Here is a 13,950-nt window from a genome sequence, read left to right on the forward strand (position 1 = left end):
TCCTTAGCTCAGCGCGCCTTCCAGGGACACCGACTCCAGGCCGTGTGCCTCCGCAACCGGAGCATAGGTCACGTTGCCCGCGTGCGTGTTGAGGCCGAGCGCCAGCGAGTGGTCGTCGCGGCAGGCCTGCTGCCAGCCCTTGTTGGCCAGCGCCACGGCGTACGGCAGCGTCGCGTTGGTGAGCGCGTACGTCGAGGTGTTCGGTACCGCGCCGGGCATGTTCGCGACGCAGTAGAAGATCGAGTTGTGCACCTCGTACGTCGGGTCCGCGTGGGTGGTCGGCCGGGTGTCCTCGAAGCAGCCGCCCTGGTCGACGGCGATGTCGACCAGCACCGAGCCGGGCTTCATCTGCGACACCAGCTCGTTGCTGACCAGCTTCGGAGCCTTCGTGCCCGGGATCAGCACCGCGCCGATCACCAGGTCCGCCTCCAGCACCTGCTGCCGGATCGCCAGCCCGGACGACGCCAGCCCGTGCACCCGGTTGTTGTAGCGCCAGAACGACATCCGCAGCTTGTCGAGATCGGTGTCGAGCAGGGTGACGTTGGCGCCCATGCCGAGCGCGATGTTGGCGGCGTTCTGGCCAGCCACGCCGGCGCCGATCACGACCACACGGGCGTTGGCGACGCCGCCGACACCGCCGAGCAGCACGCCGCGACCGCCGCGGGCCCGCATCAGCGAGTAGGCGCCCACCTGCGGTGCCAGGCAGCCGGCCACCTCGGACATCGGGTAGAGCAGCGGCAGTGAGCCCGACGGCAGCTGCACCGTCTCGTACGCGATCGCGGTGACCTGGCGCTTGACCAGCTCCTGGGTCAGCGGCTGGTCCGCGGCCAGGTGGAGGTAGGTGAACAGGGTCAGGTCCTCGCGCATCCGGTGGTATTCCTCCGCCACCGGCTCCTTGACCTTGAGCACCATCTCGGCGGTCCCCCACACGTCGTCCGCGCTGTCCAGCATCGTGGCGCCGGCCGCGACGTACTCCTCGTCGGGGATCTGCGAGCCCACGCCCGCACTCTTCTCGACGAAGACCTCATGCCCGTGCTGGGTCAGCTCGTGGGCCCCGACTGGCGTGAGCGCCACCCGGTACTCGTGGTTCTTGACTTCCTTGGGTACGCCGATCTTCACCGCGTTCCGCTCCTCATCTCCGCCCCCGCCACTCCGTCGTGATCGGGGTCACCTCGCGAGCGTACTGCGGCCCTTCAGCGCGTCGTACGCCAGCACCGCGAGGGCGACCGGCGCATCGGTGACCCGGCCGTCGAGAACGGCGGCCCGCAGCTCGTCGAACGGCACCCAGAACAGCTCCATCTCGGCCTCCTCGTGCTGCAGCACGAAGTCGCCGCGGTCCGCCGGCGCCAGCCCGCGCGCGGCGTACAGGTGGATCTGCTCGGCGCTCAGCCCCGGCGAGGAGTACGTCGACAGCAGGTGCTGCCACTGGCTCGCCTGCAGCCCCGCCTCCTCGCGCAGCTCGCGCTTGGCGACCTCCAGCGGGTCCTCGCCGGGGACGTCGCAGATCCCCGCCGGCAGCTCCACGAAGCGGCGCCGGGCCGGGTGCCGGTACTGCCGCAGGCAGAACACCCGGTCGTCGTCGTCGATCGCCAGCGCCACCGCAGCGCCCGGGTGCTCCAGCACCAGCCTCCGGAACGGCTCCTCGTCCGGGTGGCCCGGGCGCCGGATCATGTCCGCGCGCAGTGCCACCACCCAGTGGTCGCGATGGACGTCGGTGGTCGACTCGACCGGCCAGGCCACGGCCTCGTCGCCGGCCAGCGCGGTCACGGTCGGCTCGCTGTGCAGCATGTCGCCGACGCTACATTCTCGGTTCAGGCGACCGCCCGCCGCCCGTCGTGCGGCATCTGCCAGCCCTCGGCGAGCCGGGACGGGTACACGTTCTCGCCACCACCGAAGAACTCGCAGAACTTCATGATCAGCGGGTCCCAGCCGATCGGGTCGACGTACTCGCCGCGTTTCGGTCGCTCCCGCACCCACCCTCGTCTGTGGGCGGTTTGGTGCCGGTCCCGGTGGCGGGCAGCGTCACGCGGCTTGGCCGCGGCGTGCGCCAACGGCGCGCAACCAAAAGGGTGGCTATGCGCACGACGCGCCGCCGCAGCGCCCGCCAGCGGGACGGGCGCCGGGCCGCCCACACACCTGCTATCACCCCTCCAGCCGGTCCACGACGTCCACCAGCTCCGCCGACGCCAGGTTCAGCACGCACTCGCCGGTGCGCCTGATGTTCTCCGCCGTCTGGCTGGAGTTGCCCAGGCCGAGCATGCAGCAGTCGCCGAGCCACCACGCCGACGACATCGGCGCCAGGTTCGGCGTACCGTCCGGGTTGAGCGAGCTGATCAGCACCACCGGGGTGCCGAAATACTTGACCTTGAGGTCGATCGTCGTGGTCTTCATGCCTCTACGATGACGTGGCCGAGCCGCCCGTACTGGCGGAAATCAGACACCGCGACGAGGCTGCTTCAGGGCATTCAGAACTGCTGCGAAACGAAGGTCTGGTCGTGCATCGGCGGCCGCACGTACGGGATCTGCTCCATCACCGGGAGCCGCACCACGTCCGGCGCCACGTTCTCGTAGTCGAACTGCGCCAGCAGGTGCGAGATGCAGTTGAGGCGGGCCGCCTTCTTGTCGTCGGACGGTACGACGTACCACGGGGCCTGCTTGATGTCGGTGTGCTGGAACGTGGTGTCCTTGGCCATCGAGTACCTGATGTACCGCTCGTGCTCGGCGAGGTCCATGTCGGACAGCTTCCAGCGCTTCAGCGGCTCGGCGTTGCGGGCCTCGAACCGGCGGCGCTGCTCCTCGTAGCTCACCGAGAACCAGTACTTCAGCACCACGATCCCGGACCGGACCAGCATCCGCTCGAACTCCGGGCAGGTGCGCAGGAACTCCTGGTGCTCGGCCTCGGTGCAGAAGTCCATCACCCACTCGACGTTCGAGCGGTTGTACCAGCTGCGGTCGAACAGCATCATCTCGCCGGCGGCCGGGAGGTGCTCGACGTACCGCTGGAAGTACCACTGGGTGCGCTGCCGCTCGGTCGGCTTCGGCAGCGCCACCACGCGGACCGTGCGCGGGCTGGTCCGCTCGGTAATGGTCTTGATCACCCCGCCCTTGCCGGCCGAGCCGCGACCCTCGAAGATCACCAGGACCTTGAGCCCCTGCGACTGGATCCAGTACTGGAGCAGCACCAGCTGCTCCTGCAGCCGAGCCATCTCTGCGTCGTAGACCTCGGCCTTCAGCTTGCCGGACCTCTTGTAGTTCTCGGGGTTCGCGCGGACGGCGGCGCTCCGCGGGTCGTCGGCGCCTTCGGGAAGGTTGTCGGAGGTCATCTCCCGATACTGCCGCGCGGCCCGCCGCCCGGCAATGCCATCAGCGGGCCGTCAGCAGGCCGTCGGGCAGCCGCTCAGTCGTCCTCGTCCTTGCGGTGCAGCCCGGACTCGTCGATCGGGAACCGCAGCTCGCGCTGCCGGTCGAGGGCCGCGCCGATCAGGCCGGCGAACAGCGGGTGCGGCCGGGTGGGGCGGGACCGGAGCTCCGGGTGCGCCTGGGTGGACACGTAGTACGGGTGCACGTTGCGCGGCAGCTCCACGAACTCGACCAGGTTGTTGTCTGGTGAGGTCCCGGAGAACACCAGGCCGGCGGCCTCCAGCTGGGCGCGGTAGCCGTTGTTGACCTCGTAGCGGTGCCGGTGCCGCTCCTGGATCTCGGCCGCGCCGTACGCGCTGCGCACGACGCTGCCGGCCTTGAGCGCCGCCGGGTAGAGACCGAGCCGCATGGTGCCACCCATATCCCCCGCTCCGTCGACGAAGCTCTTCTGCTCGGCCATGGTCGCGATCACCGGCTCCGGCGAGTCGGGGTCGAACTCCGACGAGCCCGCCTTCTCCAGGCCGGCCACGTTGCGGGCGTACTCGATCACCATGCACTGCAGGCCGAGGCAGAGCCCGAGCGCCGGGATGCCGTGGTTGCGGGCGTAGTTGAGCGCGCCGACCTTGCCTTCGATGCCACGGATCCCGAAGCCGCCGGGGACGCACACCGCGTCCACGTCACCGAGGTGCCGGGCCGCACCGGCCGGGCTCTCGCACTCGTCGGACGGGACCCACCGCACCTCGACCTTGGCCTCGTGGGCGAACCCGCCCGAGCGCAGTGCCTCCACCACCGACAGGTAGGCGTCCGGCAGGTCGACGTACTTGCCGACCAGCGCGACGGTCAGCTCCTCCTTCGGGTGATGCACCCGGCGGAGCAGGTCGTCCCACTCGGTCCAGTCGACGTCGCGGAACGGCAGGTCCAGGCGGCGTACGACGTAGGCGTCCAGGCCCTCGGAGTGCAGCACCTTCGGGATGTCGTAGATCGACGGTGCGTCGGCCGCGGTCACCACGGCCTCCTCGTCGACGTCACACATCAGCGAGATCTTCTTCTTGATCGACTGCGGGATGTCGCGGTCGGCGCGGCAGACCACGGCGTCCGGCTGGATACCGATCGAGCGCAGCGCGGCCACCGAGTGCTGGGTCGGCTTGGTCTTGAGCTCGCCGGACGGGCCGATGTAGGGCACCAGTGAGACGTGCAGGAAGAAGCAGTTGTCACGGCCGATGTCGTGTCGGACCTGGCGGGCGGCCTCCAGGAACGGCAGCGACTCGATGTCGCCCACGGTGCCGCCGATCTCGGTGATCACGACGTCGACGTCGTCACCGCCCATCGCCCGGATGCGTTCCTTGATCTCGTTGGTGATGTGCGGGATCACCTGGACGGTGTCGCCCAGGTAGTCGCCGCGCCGCTCCTTGGCGATCACGCTGGAGTAGACCTGGCCGGTCGTGACGTTGGCGATCTGGTTCAGGTCGGTGTCGAGAAACCGCTCGTAGTGACCGATGTCGAGGTCGGTCTCGGCCCCGTCGTTGGTCACGAAGACCTCACCGTGCTGGAACGGGTTCATCGTCCCCGGGTCGACGTTGAGGTACGGGTCGAGCTTCTGCATGGTCACCCGGAGCCCACGCGACTTCAATAGGCTGCCGAGGCTCGAGGCGGTGAGGCCCTTGCCGAGTGACGAGGCGACGCCTCCAGTCACGAACACATGCTTGGTTAGCGTCCCGTTCTTCACGGGGTTCTAGCCTACCTCAGGGGAGCCGCACCGTCGGCTCCCGACGCACCGTAGGAGCCAAGCTTGCCTTCGGCGGCGTCGATCAGCGCCAGCACCGTCGCCACCCGTCCCGCGCCGGTCTGCACCGAGTCCGCCGTCGACGCCGCCGCGTCCACCTTGCCGTCCGCGCGTACGCCGGCCAACAGCCCGCCGTCAGCTGAGACGGTGCTAGCAGCGACCACCATCGCGTTGATCGGCTCGGCCATGCCGGCCAGCAGACCGCTGACCAGGGCGTCGGCACCGTCCGCCGGCTGCCCGTCGCCGAGTACGACGATCACGAGCGGGCTGCGCACCGTCGGCTCCACCTGGGTGGTCATCAGCTCGGCGCCCTTGAGGCTCTCCACGATCGAGCTCGCGGTCTCGTCCAGCTCCTGGTCGGTCGTGAAGCCGGTGCCGATGGCGCGGCCGACCAGGCGGCCCATCCGGTCATAGGTGGGCGCGTCCGCCGGGATCTCGGCGTCGGGGTGCTGGGTCCGCAGCTGGCTGCCGAGCGTGTCCACCAGCGACTTCTCCGACGGGTCGACCATCGCCGGCTGGAAGCCGTAGTGCCCGGCGACCGTGCCGCCGGCCTGCTTGACCTGCGCGGTGAGTCCGCGGACCACCTTGTTATCGACACCCGGCAGCGTCACCAGCACCACCGAACGATCGTCGAGGCCGCCGGACAGCGCCTGTCCCCCGACCGTGCCCGCGAACGCGTCCTGGAAGGTAGAGCTCTTGTCGCCGGTCGCCAACCGCGCCTCCAGCGCTGTGTTGCGCGCCTCGGCGTCCTTCAGGTCCTGCTCGGAGCCGCGGCCGACCTCGGACAGCGGGCCGCCGCCGAGGACGATGCCGGCGGCGAGCGCCAGGAAGACCGCGACCAAGGTGACGATGTGGTGCCGGAACGAGATCACTTGAGGAGTCCTTGCAGGTAGTCGACGAGATCCTGGACACCGTGGCCGAGCTGCTCGGTCCACTCCTGGCCCACCGGAGTCACACCGACCGCCACCGCGACGGCCAGCAGTCCCGCGACCAGGGCCACGAACAGGTGCCACGGGCGCACCCGGCCGGCGTACAGCTCCTGGACGGTGGACGCGTCGACCAGTCGAGGACCGACCTTGAGCCGGGTGAGGTACGTCGAGGCGTGGCCATCGCGCTGCCGGTCCAAGAAGGCGTCCAGCGTCGCTCGCAGCCCCACGCCGACGATCACCGAGGCCTCGCCGTGGTCGGCGAGGATCAGCGCCGCGTCGCCGGCGGCGGCGCCGGTCTCGAACCGCACCGGGCGCAGGCCGAGCCGCTCCAGGGGCTCGGTCGCCGCCCGCCCGGACCCACGCGGAACCACCGCCACCACGTCCTTGGCCTGCTTGAGCGCCTTGCGGCTTGGCCGGTCGGCCTCGTCGAGGTCGCCCGGGCGCGCCGTCACCACGACCACGTCCGGCTTCAGCCCTTGCTCTAGCAGCGCGTCGGCGCCACGGTCCACGCCGACCAGGACCGCGCCCTGCTCGCGCGCGAACGCCTTGGCCGTCTTCAGCTGCTCGGCGGCCTCCGGGCCACGCGCCACCACCACGACCGGCCGACAGGCCATCGTGGTCGCCGTACGCGGGATGCCCTGACCGTGCAGCAGCACGTCCTGCTCGCGGCGCAGGAACTCGGCGGTGTTGTGGGTGAAGCTCTCCAGCTGGCTGGCCAGCCCCAGCCGGGCACTCCCCATCTCGGCCCGGACGACATCACCGTCGACGCTGCGGCCACTGGCAAGCGGGCTGTCACCGACGTAGACCGTGCCCTCGTGCACGCGCACCTTGGCGCCGTCGCGCACCGCTGCCAGGCCTGCCGGACCGATGCCGTCGACCAGCACCACGCCGGCCTCGGACAGCACCTCCGGTCCCAGGTTCGGGTAGCGGCCGGAGATGAACGGCGACGCGTTGACCACCGCCGCCACGCCGGCGTCGACCAGGTCCTGCGCGGTCGACTGGTCCATGTCGAGATGATCGAGGACCGCGATGTCGCCGGGGCGCAGCCGGCCGATGAGAACGTGAGTACGGCGCTCGACGCGCGCTTGGCCGGTCAGCCCGGGAAGCGGCGCCGGCGCCTCTGAACGCTGGCGAGTCGAGAGCTTCATGACGCGGCCATAGTGACAGTTGGGAACGGCCGATTTCGGTATCCCACGCGCGTCCGCGCGTCGCCTGGCTACCCGCCTACCTCATCGAGCCGCCCGCGCCTCCTTAGCGCTCGCGAGCAGCTCGCGGGCGTGGGCCAGCGCGGTATAGGACTCCTCCATGCCGGCGAGCATCCGGGACAGCTCGCGCACCCGGTCTTTGTCGCCCAGGACGGTCAGTCCCGAGGTGGTGACGGTGCCGTCGCTGGCCTTCTTGACCACGACGTGGCGGTCGGCGTACGCCGCCACCTGGGGCAGGTGGGTGACCACCAGCACCTGCGCCGTCCGGGCCAGCTCCGCCAACCGCCGGCCGACCTCGACCGCGGCCTTGCCGCCGACGCCGGCGTCGACCTCGTCGAAGACGAACGTGGGGACCGGGCTGGTCCCCGCCAGCGCAACCTCCAGCGCCAGCATCACTCGCGACAGCTCGCCACCGGAGGCACCCTTGTGCAGCGGGCGTGGTTCGGAGCCGGTGTTCGCCGCCAGCAGCAGCTCGACCTCGTCGACACCGGTCGCGGTGTAGCGCAGCCAGCGCCCGTCCACCTCGAGCGGCGTACCGCTCCGCTCCGGGTCCTCCGGCTCGGCCTCCTCGGTCTGGCTGACCTGGATGGTGAGTACGGCGTGCGGCATCGCGAGCAGTCGCAGCTCGCCGGTGACGACGTCGGCCAGCTCGGCCGCGGCCGCCGTCCTTGCTGCCGACAGCGACGCCGCTGCGTCGGCCAGCTCCTTGCGCAGCCGTTCCCGCGCTGCCCGGAGCGTCTCGATCCGCTCGTCGGTGCCGTCCAGCTCCAGTAGCCGGGCGCTCGACACCTCGGCCCAAATCAGGACCTCGGCGGCCGTCTCGCCGTACTTGCGGGTCAGCGCGGTCAGCGCGGCCCGGCGCTCGGACACGGCGGCCAGCCGCGCCGGGTCGGTCTCGACCCCGGTCGCGTACGACGACACGTCGGTCGCCAGATCGCTGAGCAGGTAGCTCACCTCGGCCAGCCGGTCGGCCAGCTCGCCGGCCGCCGCGTCGTGCTCGCGGACGCCGTCCAGCAGAGACCGGGCCGACGAGGACAGGGCGAGCGCGTCCGGTCCACCCGAGTCGCTGGACAGCGCCTCGCGGGCCTGCTCGGCCGCGGTGCGCAGCGTGTCGGCGAACCCCAGCCGGGTCTCCTCGGCCGCCAGCGAGACGTCCTCGCCCGGCTCCGGCGCCACCGCCTCGATCTCACTCAGCCCGAACCGCAGCAGGTCAGCCTCGCGAGCGCGCTCGCGAGCGTTCGCCACGACCTCGGTCAGCTCCTTCTCGATCCCGGCGAGCTCGCGATGCAGCTCGGCGTACCGGGTGGCAGCGTCGTCCACCTTCGTGCCGCCGAACCGGTCGAGCGCGTCCCGCTGTGCCTGGGCCTGCAGCAGCCGGTGCTGGTCGGACTGGCCGTGTACGGCGACCAGGGGCTCCGCCAGGTCGGCCAGGGCGGACGCCGGCACCGACGCTCCCCCGGCGTACGCGCGCGAGCGGCCCTCGCTCGAGATGTTGCGGGCCAGCAGCACCCGGCCGTCCTCGGCCTCGCCACCCGCCTCCTCGACGGCCTCCGCGAACTCCGGCAGCGAGGCGGTGTTGACCACGCCCTCGACCCGCGCGGCCTTGGCTCCCAGCCGGACCGCGCCCGAGTCGGCGCGACCGCCCAGCAGCAGCCCGAGTGCGGTCACGACCATGGTCTTGCCGGCTCCGGTCTCACCGGTGATCACGGTGAGGCCGGGCCCCAGCTCCAGCGTCGATGAGTCGATGACGCCGAGCGAGCTGATCCGGATCTCCTCAAGCATCGGTGCCCTCCGCTCCGTTGTCCTGCCCGTTGTTGCGGCGGCGGCGCTCGGCGGCGCCGCGCCAGCCCTCGACCGGGAGCCCGAACTTGGCCACCAGCCGGTCGGTGAACGGCGCTCGGTGCAGCCGGACCAGGCGCACCGGCATCGAGCCACGCCGTACCTCGATCCGCGCCCCCGGCGGCAGGTCCACCGTGCGGCGGCCGTCGCACCACAGCACGCCGGTCCCCTGGGTCCCGGCGAGCACCTCCACCGCCAGCACCGAGGAGGGCGCGACCACCATCGGCCGCGCGAACAGAGCGTGGGCGCTGATCGGCACCATCAGTAGCGCTTCGACGCCCGGCCAGACGACGGGGCCGCCCGCGCTGAAGTTGTACGCCGTCGAGCCGGTCGGCGTCGCACACACCACGCCGTCACAGCCCCAGCGGGACAGCGGCCGGCCGTCGACCTCCACGACCACGTCGAGCATCCGCTCCCGGGCGGCCTTCTCGACGCTCGCCTCATTCAGCGCGAAGGTGCTGGTCACGAGCTCCTTGTCGCGGTAGATCGAGACGTCGATAGTGAGCCGCTCCTCGGCGGTGTAGCGACGGTGCACGATCGCGTCGATGGTCGACTCGACATCGTCGTACTCGGCTTCGGCCAGGAACCCGACGTGACCGAGGTTCACGCCAAGTAGCGGCGTACCGCTGCGGTGGGTGATCTCGGCGGCGCGCAGGATGGTGCCGTCACCGCCGATCACCACCACGATCTCGCAGCCGACCGGGGCGTCGTCGTGGCTGTCGGCCGTCTCGATCGCCGGGTCGTACGCCGCGACGTCGACCGCGAGGTCGCGGACCTCCTCGGCCAGCAGGCGGACCACGAGGCCGTGGCCGGTCAGCGCCTTGCAGAACGCGCGGGCCACCTCACGCGCGTCCTCACGCCCGGTGTGCGCGATCAGCAGCACCCGGCGGACCTCCGGCGGGGCATCGCTTGCGGTCACGGCTCCACCCTCTCACCAGCGGCACCGGGATTCGCGCTGCCTGCGACCTCCGTGTCGATCTCGGCCCGGCCGATCGTGGCCGCGCCACGGCGCAGCCAGAGGAAGTACTCGACATTGCCGGACGGCCCCGGTAGCGGGCTGGTGGTGACCGCCCGCGCGCCCCAGCCGCGCGCCGCGGCCGCGTCGGCCACGCCTTCGACGGCTTCGGCGCGGAGCGCGCTGTCTCGCACCACGCCGCCCTTGCCGACTCTGTCCTTGCCGACCTCGAACTGCGGCTTCACCATGAGCGCCAGGTCACCGTCGTCGCGGGTGACGCCCACCAGGGCGTCGAGGACCAGGACCAGTGAGATGAACGACAGGTCGCCGACGACCACATCGACCGGACCGCCGATCGCCTCGGTGGTGAGCTCGCGCACGTTCATCCGGTCGTGGACGTGGACCCGCTCGTCCTGCTGCAGCCGCCAGGCCAGCTGGCCGTATCCCACGTCGACCGCGACCACCTCCGCGGCGTCGTTGCGCAGCAGGACGTCGGTGAAGCCACCGGTCGAGGCGCCCGCGTCGAGGCAGCGGCGACCGGACACCGTCAGGCCGAGCGGCCCGAAGGCGGACAGTGCCCCCGCCAGCTTGTGGCCACCTCGCGAGACATAGTCGGGATCGCCGGGGTCGTCCAGGACCACGAGCGCAACATCAGTGGTCACTCCGGTCGCCGGCTTGGTCGCGACCGCTCCGGCGACCTTGACCCGGCCCGCGGCGATCAGCTCGCTCGCGTGCTCCCGAGACCGAGCCAGGCCACGGCGGACCAGCTCGGCGTCCAGGCGAAGTCGTCGTGGAGGCACTAGGGCATGCCCGAAGTCAGGCGTCCGGGCGAAGCGCTGCCGGGATCGACGACGCAGGGGCATCCAAGGCGCCGCGAAGCCGCTCGTGGGCCTGCTCGAAGACGGCCACATGCTCCTCGACCGGCTGCTCGTCGAGCGCGTCGAGCGAGTCCAGCACCTGGTCGACCGACGCCACTCCGGTCTGGGCCGATGCGCGGTCGACGGCCTCATCAGCAAGCTCGTCGGTCGACTCGACCTGCTCGTCGATGACCTCGGCGCCGTCGTCGTGCTCGCTCGGAATCTGCATGCCGACACGCTACCTCCCGCTCTCATCGCTCGAGCGCACCGGCGGCTGGGCTGTGGACAGGGCCGCCGGCGAGCCGGTGGCGTCCAGGTGGTCCCAGCACGCCGCCGCGGCGGCCCGCCACCAGTCCTCGGTCTCGCCGTGTCCGTCGACCGTCAGCTCCCCGTCGGCCACCCATGCCCGCCAGCCGCCGAGCACCCGCCGGTCGCCGTCGAGCCCAACCTCGGGGTGGGTCTCCTTCAGGCCGTTCAGATCGGTTGCCAGGTAGGTCGGCCGCTCCTCGGGTCGTGCCGCCGCGAGCTCCGCAAGTCCGGTCACGCCGGTCAGCACGAGGAGCGAGTCCGTGCCGGCGTTGTAGGCGCCTTCGATGTCGGTGTCGAGGCGGTCGCCGACCATGAGCGGGCGCTCGCCGCCAACACGCCTCATCGTCTCGTCGAGCAGCGGACGGTTCGGCTTGCCGGCGACCACGGGAGTGACGCCTGAGAACTCCGACAGCATCCGGACCTGGACGCCGTGTCCGGGGCCGAGCCCGTAGGCGGTCGGGATGGTCAGGTCGGTGTTGCTGGCGACCCACCACAGTCCGTCGCGGATGAGTACGGCGGCCCGCATCAGGTCCCGCCAGAGCACGTCCGGTCCGTAGCCGGTCACCACTGCCTGAGGACCCTCCTCCGGGCCTACGGCTCGGAGCCCCTGCTCACCGATCGCCTCCTCCAGGCCGCGACCACCGAGGAGGAGCACCCCAGCACCGTCTGGAAGGGTCTCGCGGAGAACGCGTGCGGCCGCCTGGGCGGACGTGACCACGTCGCCGGGCTCGGCGTCCACACCCAGTCTGCGCAGGTGGTCGGAGACCTGGACCGGGGTCCGTGACGCGTTGTTGGTGATGAAGGCGACGTGCATACCGGCCGCCCGCGCGAGGTCGATCGCCGGCGCTGCGCTAGGTACGGCGTGCTGCCCGATGTAGACGACACCGTCGAGATCGAGCATGGCGAGGTCGTAGGCCTCGGTCAGTGGCTTGGTGGACTCGCGGAGCACTCGCGCCCCTCCCCGTCGGTCGGTCATGGTCGGTCCGCCTACGATGCTCCGATGGACTCCAGTCCCGTGGTTGCACCGCCGTACGTGGTCAAGCCCTTCGCTTTGCAGCCATTCCGGGCACTGCTTCTGTCGCCGACCCGGGTGGGCGACCCGTCCTTGGCGCGGACCCTGGCTCGACCCTATCGAGCCGTCCCTCGGCGGCTCGCTCGCTGGGAGGCGTCGGGCCTGCTGGTCCGTGAGAACGAGCCGGCGCTGTACCTGCACGAGTACACCGCGTCCGGAGTGACGATCCGTGGGCTGGTCGGGACGGTGTCGGTCGCTCGCTCGTCGGTCACCTGTCCCGATGGCGAGCAGGCGATCTTCCCGCACGAGGGAGTGATTCCCGAGCAGGTCACCAATCTGGCCGACCGGATGGAGGCAATGAGCCTGAACCCCGCGCCCATCCTGCTCGTCCACCACGGGCCGCCCTCGGTCCGGGCCGCGGTCCGCGAGGTAGCCAGCCGGCCGCCCGACCGCAAGTTCGAAGATCGCAGCGGCCAGTATCACCGGATGTGGGCGATCCGCGAGCCGGAAATGCTCGAAGAGCTCGCGACCGGCCTCGCCGGCTCCCACGCCCTGATCGCCGACGGACACCACCGCTACGCGGCCTACCTCGCGCTCCAGGCTTCGATGCCCGGCACGCCGTGGGACCACGGCCTGGTCATGCTGGTCGACCAGGACGACACACCGCTCTGGTTGGGCGCGATCCATCGCACGCTCCCCAAGCTCGATCTGATCCGGCTCGCCACGGCACACGCCGACGGTCCGGCCGTCGATCTCACCGACGAAGCCACCGCGCTGTCGGCGCTCGGACACGACTGTCTCGTCCTGACCGACGGGACGTCGTGGGCGACGGTAAGGATCGGCGAGGTCCCCAGTCCGGTCCAGCACCTTCATCGCCGGCTGCTGCCGTCGTGGGGCGTGGCGCCGGACCAGGAGATCGGCTATCACCACAGCCTCGACGAGACGCTCAAGGCCTTGGCGGCACGCCGAGGGTCGGCGGTCCTCATGCCGGCGCCGACCTTCGACGAGGTCGTCAACGCGGCGTCCGCCCACGAGCTGCTCCCCCAGAAGGCCACCTCGTTCCAGCCGAAGCCCAGCCTCGGGGTGCTCATGCGGAGCCTGCCCGTCGAATGACGCGGGCGCTGGTGACCTCGATCTCCACGCGCGAGCTGACGCCGTTCCCAACCCGGAAGAAGCGCCTCCGCACAGCGCCCTCGACCTCGACCACGTCGCTGGGCATCCAACGGGAGACGGCGCGCTGGGCGCGAACCGTCCACGCTGAGCATTCGAGTGCGTCGACCGCAGTGCCGCGCCGTGTTCGCTTCGACGCCGGCCTGTCCACGATCAGGCGGAAGGTCCACAGCGTGTCGCCGCTGGGAAGAGTCACCTCCGTCGGGACCCGGGACACCCGCCCTCTGAGCCGCACCTCATTCACTGAGCGCGCTTCGCTGTATTCGTTGTTCTCGGCCGCCTTGACCATCTGAACCACCTCCGAGCTGAACGCTCCAGGTGGGCGCCGACAGTTCTGAGGGGTCGTGGATGGGCCTGTGGAAAAGTCGGCGTGTTTGAAACTGTGGACGATTGGTGGGCCGACGACCGTGTCGCGCGGGACCTTGCAGTGCCTCAGAAATAGCGTAGAGGCCACCTGGTGGGGTGGCCTCTACGGGGTGTTTGTTCGGCGGCGTCCTACTCTCCCACAGCCTCTCGGTTGCAGTACCATCG

Annotated in this window: 15 protein-coding genes; 1 reads left to right on the forward strand and 14 read right to left on the reverse strand. The window is 70.8% G+C overall.

Translation table 11 applies throughout. The annotated features are described in order from the left end of the window. Positions 1-3: 3 nt before the first annotated feature. From ald to DDV73_RS03150, 13 genes are all read right to left on the reverse strand, one after another. Positions 4-1,119 (reverse strand): alanine dehydrogenase, encoded by a 1,116-nt coding sequence (ald, locus tag DDV73_RS03095; RefSeq protein ID WP_109505769.1) that lies wholly within the window; start codon positions 1,117-1,119, stop codon positions 4-6. A 48-nt stretch (positions 1,120-1,167) separates the two neighbouring features. Continuing rightward, positions 1,168-1,788: an NUDIX domain-containing protein gene (locus tag DDV73_RS03100; RefSeq protein ID WP_109505770.1), complete on the reverse strand. Its 621-nt coding sequence runs from the start codon at positions 1,786-1,788 to the stop codon at positions 1,168-1,170. A gap of 23 nt (positions 1,789-1,811) precedes the next feature. Next, entirely contained in the window at positions 1,812-1,973 is a 162-nt protein-coding gene (locus tag DDV73_RS28605) for a hypothetical protein (protein ID WP_206050674.1), read from the reverse strand. Between the two features lie 169 nt (positions 1,974-2,142). Next, a complete protein-coding gene (locus DDV73_RS28610) occupies positions 2,143-2,391 on the reverse strand; it encodes a flavin reductase family protein (RefSeq protein WP_206050675.1) in 249 nt (82 codons plus the stop codon). A gap of 74 nt (positions 2,392-2,465) precedes the next feature. Beyond that, a complete protein-coding gene (ppk2, locus tag DDV73_RS03110) occupies positions 2,466-3,323 on the reverse strand; it encodes a polyphosphate kinase 2 (RefSeq protein WP_109505771.1) in 858 nt (285 codons plus the stop codon). 74 nt (positions 3,324-3,397) lie between these two features. Continuing rightward, positions 3,398-5,086, reverse strand: coding sequence for a CTP synthase (locus DDV73_RS03115; RefSeq protein WP_109505772.1), 1,689 nt, complete (start codon positions 5,084-5,086; stop codon positions 3,398-3,400). A gap of 11 nt (positions 5,087-5,097) precedes the next feature. Further along, a complete protein-coding gene (locus tag DDV73_RS03120; RefSeq protein WP_161962271.1) occupies positions 5,098-6,015 on the reverse strand; it encodes a copper transporter in 918 nt (305 codons plus the stop codon). After that, positions 6,012-7,220 carry a putative cytokinetic ring protein SteA gene (gene steA / locus DDV73_RS03125; protein ID WP_109505774.1) on the reverse strand — a complete coding sequence of 403 codons (1,209 nt, stop codon included), beginning with the start codon at positions 7,218-7,220 and terminating at the stop codon, positions 6,012-6,014. Before steA ends, DDV73_RS03120 begins: the two co-directional genes overlap by 4 nt. An 81-nt stretch (positions 7,221-7,301) precedes the next feature. Further along, positions 7,302-9,059 carry a DNA repair protein RecN gene (gene recN / locus DDV73_RS03130; protein ID WP_109505775.1) on the reverse strand — a complete coding sequence of 586 codons (1,758 nt, stop codon included), beginning with the start codon at positions 9,057-9,059 and terminating at the stop codon, positions 7,302-7,304. Beyond that, positions 9,052-10,035 (reverse strand): NAD kinase, encoded by a 984-nt coding sequence (locus tag DDV73_RS03135; RefSeq protein WP_206050676.1) that lies wholly within the window; start codon positions 10,033-10,035, stop codon positions 9,052-9,054. The genes recN and DDV73_RS03135 overlap by 8 nt, the downstream gene beginning before the upstream one ends. Then, positions 10,032-10,871 (reverse strand): TlyA family RNA methyltransferase, encoded by an 840-nt coding sequence (locus DDV73_RS03140; RefSeq protein WP_240617077.1) that lies wholly within the window; start codon positions 10,869-10,871, stop codon positions 10,032-10,034. Before DDV73_RS03140 ends, DDV73_RS03135 begins: the two co-directional genes overlap by 4 nt. A 16-nt stretch (positions 10,872-10,887) precedes the next feature. Beyond that, complete coding sequence (locus DDV73_RS03145; RefSeq protein WP_109505777.1) at positions 10,888-11,157, reverse strand: hypothetical protein; 270 nt, start codon at positions 11,155-11,157, stop codon at positions 10,888-10,890. A gap of 9 nt (positions 11,158-11,166) precedes the next feature. After that, positions 11,167-12,213, reverse strand: a complete 1,047-nt coding sequence (locus DDV73_RS03150) for an HAD-IIA family hydrolase (protein WP_240617078.1) — start codon at positions 12,211-12,213, stop codon at positions 11,167-11,169. A gap of 24 nt (positions 12,214-12,237) precedes the next feature. Here DDV73_RS03150 and DDV73_RS03155 point away from each other — a divergent pair, with 24 nt between their 5' ends. Next, positions 12,238-13,362 (forward strand): DUF1015 family protein, encoded by a 1,125-nt coding sequence (locus DDV73_RS03155; RefSeq protein ID WP_109505778.1) that lies wholly within the window; start codon positions 12,238-12,240, stop codon positions 13,360-13,362. On the opposite strand, the gene DDV73_RS03160 is transcribed toward DDV73_RS03155, so the two are convergent. Continuing rightward, positions 13,337-13,708, reverse strand: a complete 372-nt coding sequence (locus tag DDV73_RS03160) for a single-stranded DNA-binding protein (RefSeq protein WP_109505800.1) — start codon at positions 13,706-13,708, stop codon at positions 13,337-13,339. The genes DDV73_RS03155 and DDV73_RS03160 overlap by 26 nt on opposite strands. Positions 13,709-13,950: the final 242 nt, after the last annotated feature.

It is taken from the genome of Nocardioides speluncae (assembly GCF_003121585.1).
Taxonomy (GTDB): domain Bacteria; phylum Actinomycetota; class Actinomycetes; order Propionibacteriales; family Nocardioidaceae; genus Nocardioides; species Nocardioides speluncae.

Coding starts and splice junctions, on each gene's coding strand:
- DDV73_RS03160 (WP_109505800.1), bottom strand. CDS start 13,708: ATGGTCAAGGCGGCCGAGAACAACGAATACAGCGAAGCGCGCTCAGTG.
- ppk2 (WP_109505771.1), bottom strand. CDS start 3,323: ATGACCTCCGACAACCTTCCCGAAGGCGCCGACGACCCGCGGAGCGCC.
- recN (WP_109505775.1), bottom strand. CDS start 9,059: ATGCTTGAGGAGATCCGGATCAGCTCGCTCGGCGTCATCGACTCATCG.
- DDV73_RS28610 (WP_206050675.1), bottom strand. CDS start 2,391: ATGAAGACCACGACGATCGACCTCAAGGTCAAGTATTTCGGCACCCCG.
- DDV73_RS03155 (WP_109505778.1), top strand. CDS start 12,238: ATGGACTCCAGTCCCGTGGTTGCACCGCCGTACGTGGTCAAGCCCTTC.
- DDV73_RS03100 (WP_109505770.1), bottom strand. CDS start 1,788: ATGCTGCACAGCGAGCCGACCGTGACCGCGCTGGCCGGCGACGAGGCC.
- steA (WP_109505774.1), bottom strand. CDS start 7,220: ATGAAGCTCTCGACTCGCCAGCGTTCAGAGGCGCCGGCGCCGCTTCCC.
- DDV73_RS03145 (WP_109505777.1), bottom strand. CDS start 11,157: ATGCAGATTCCGAGCGAGCACGACGACGGCGCCGAGGTCATCGACGAG.
- DDV73_RS03150 (WP_240617078.1), bottom strand. CDS start 12,213: ATGACCGACCGACGGGGAGGGGCGCGAGTGCTCCGCGAGTCCACCAAG.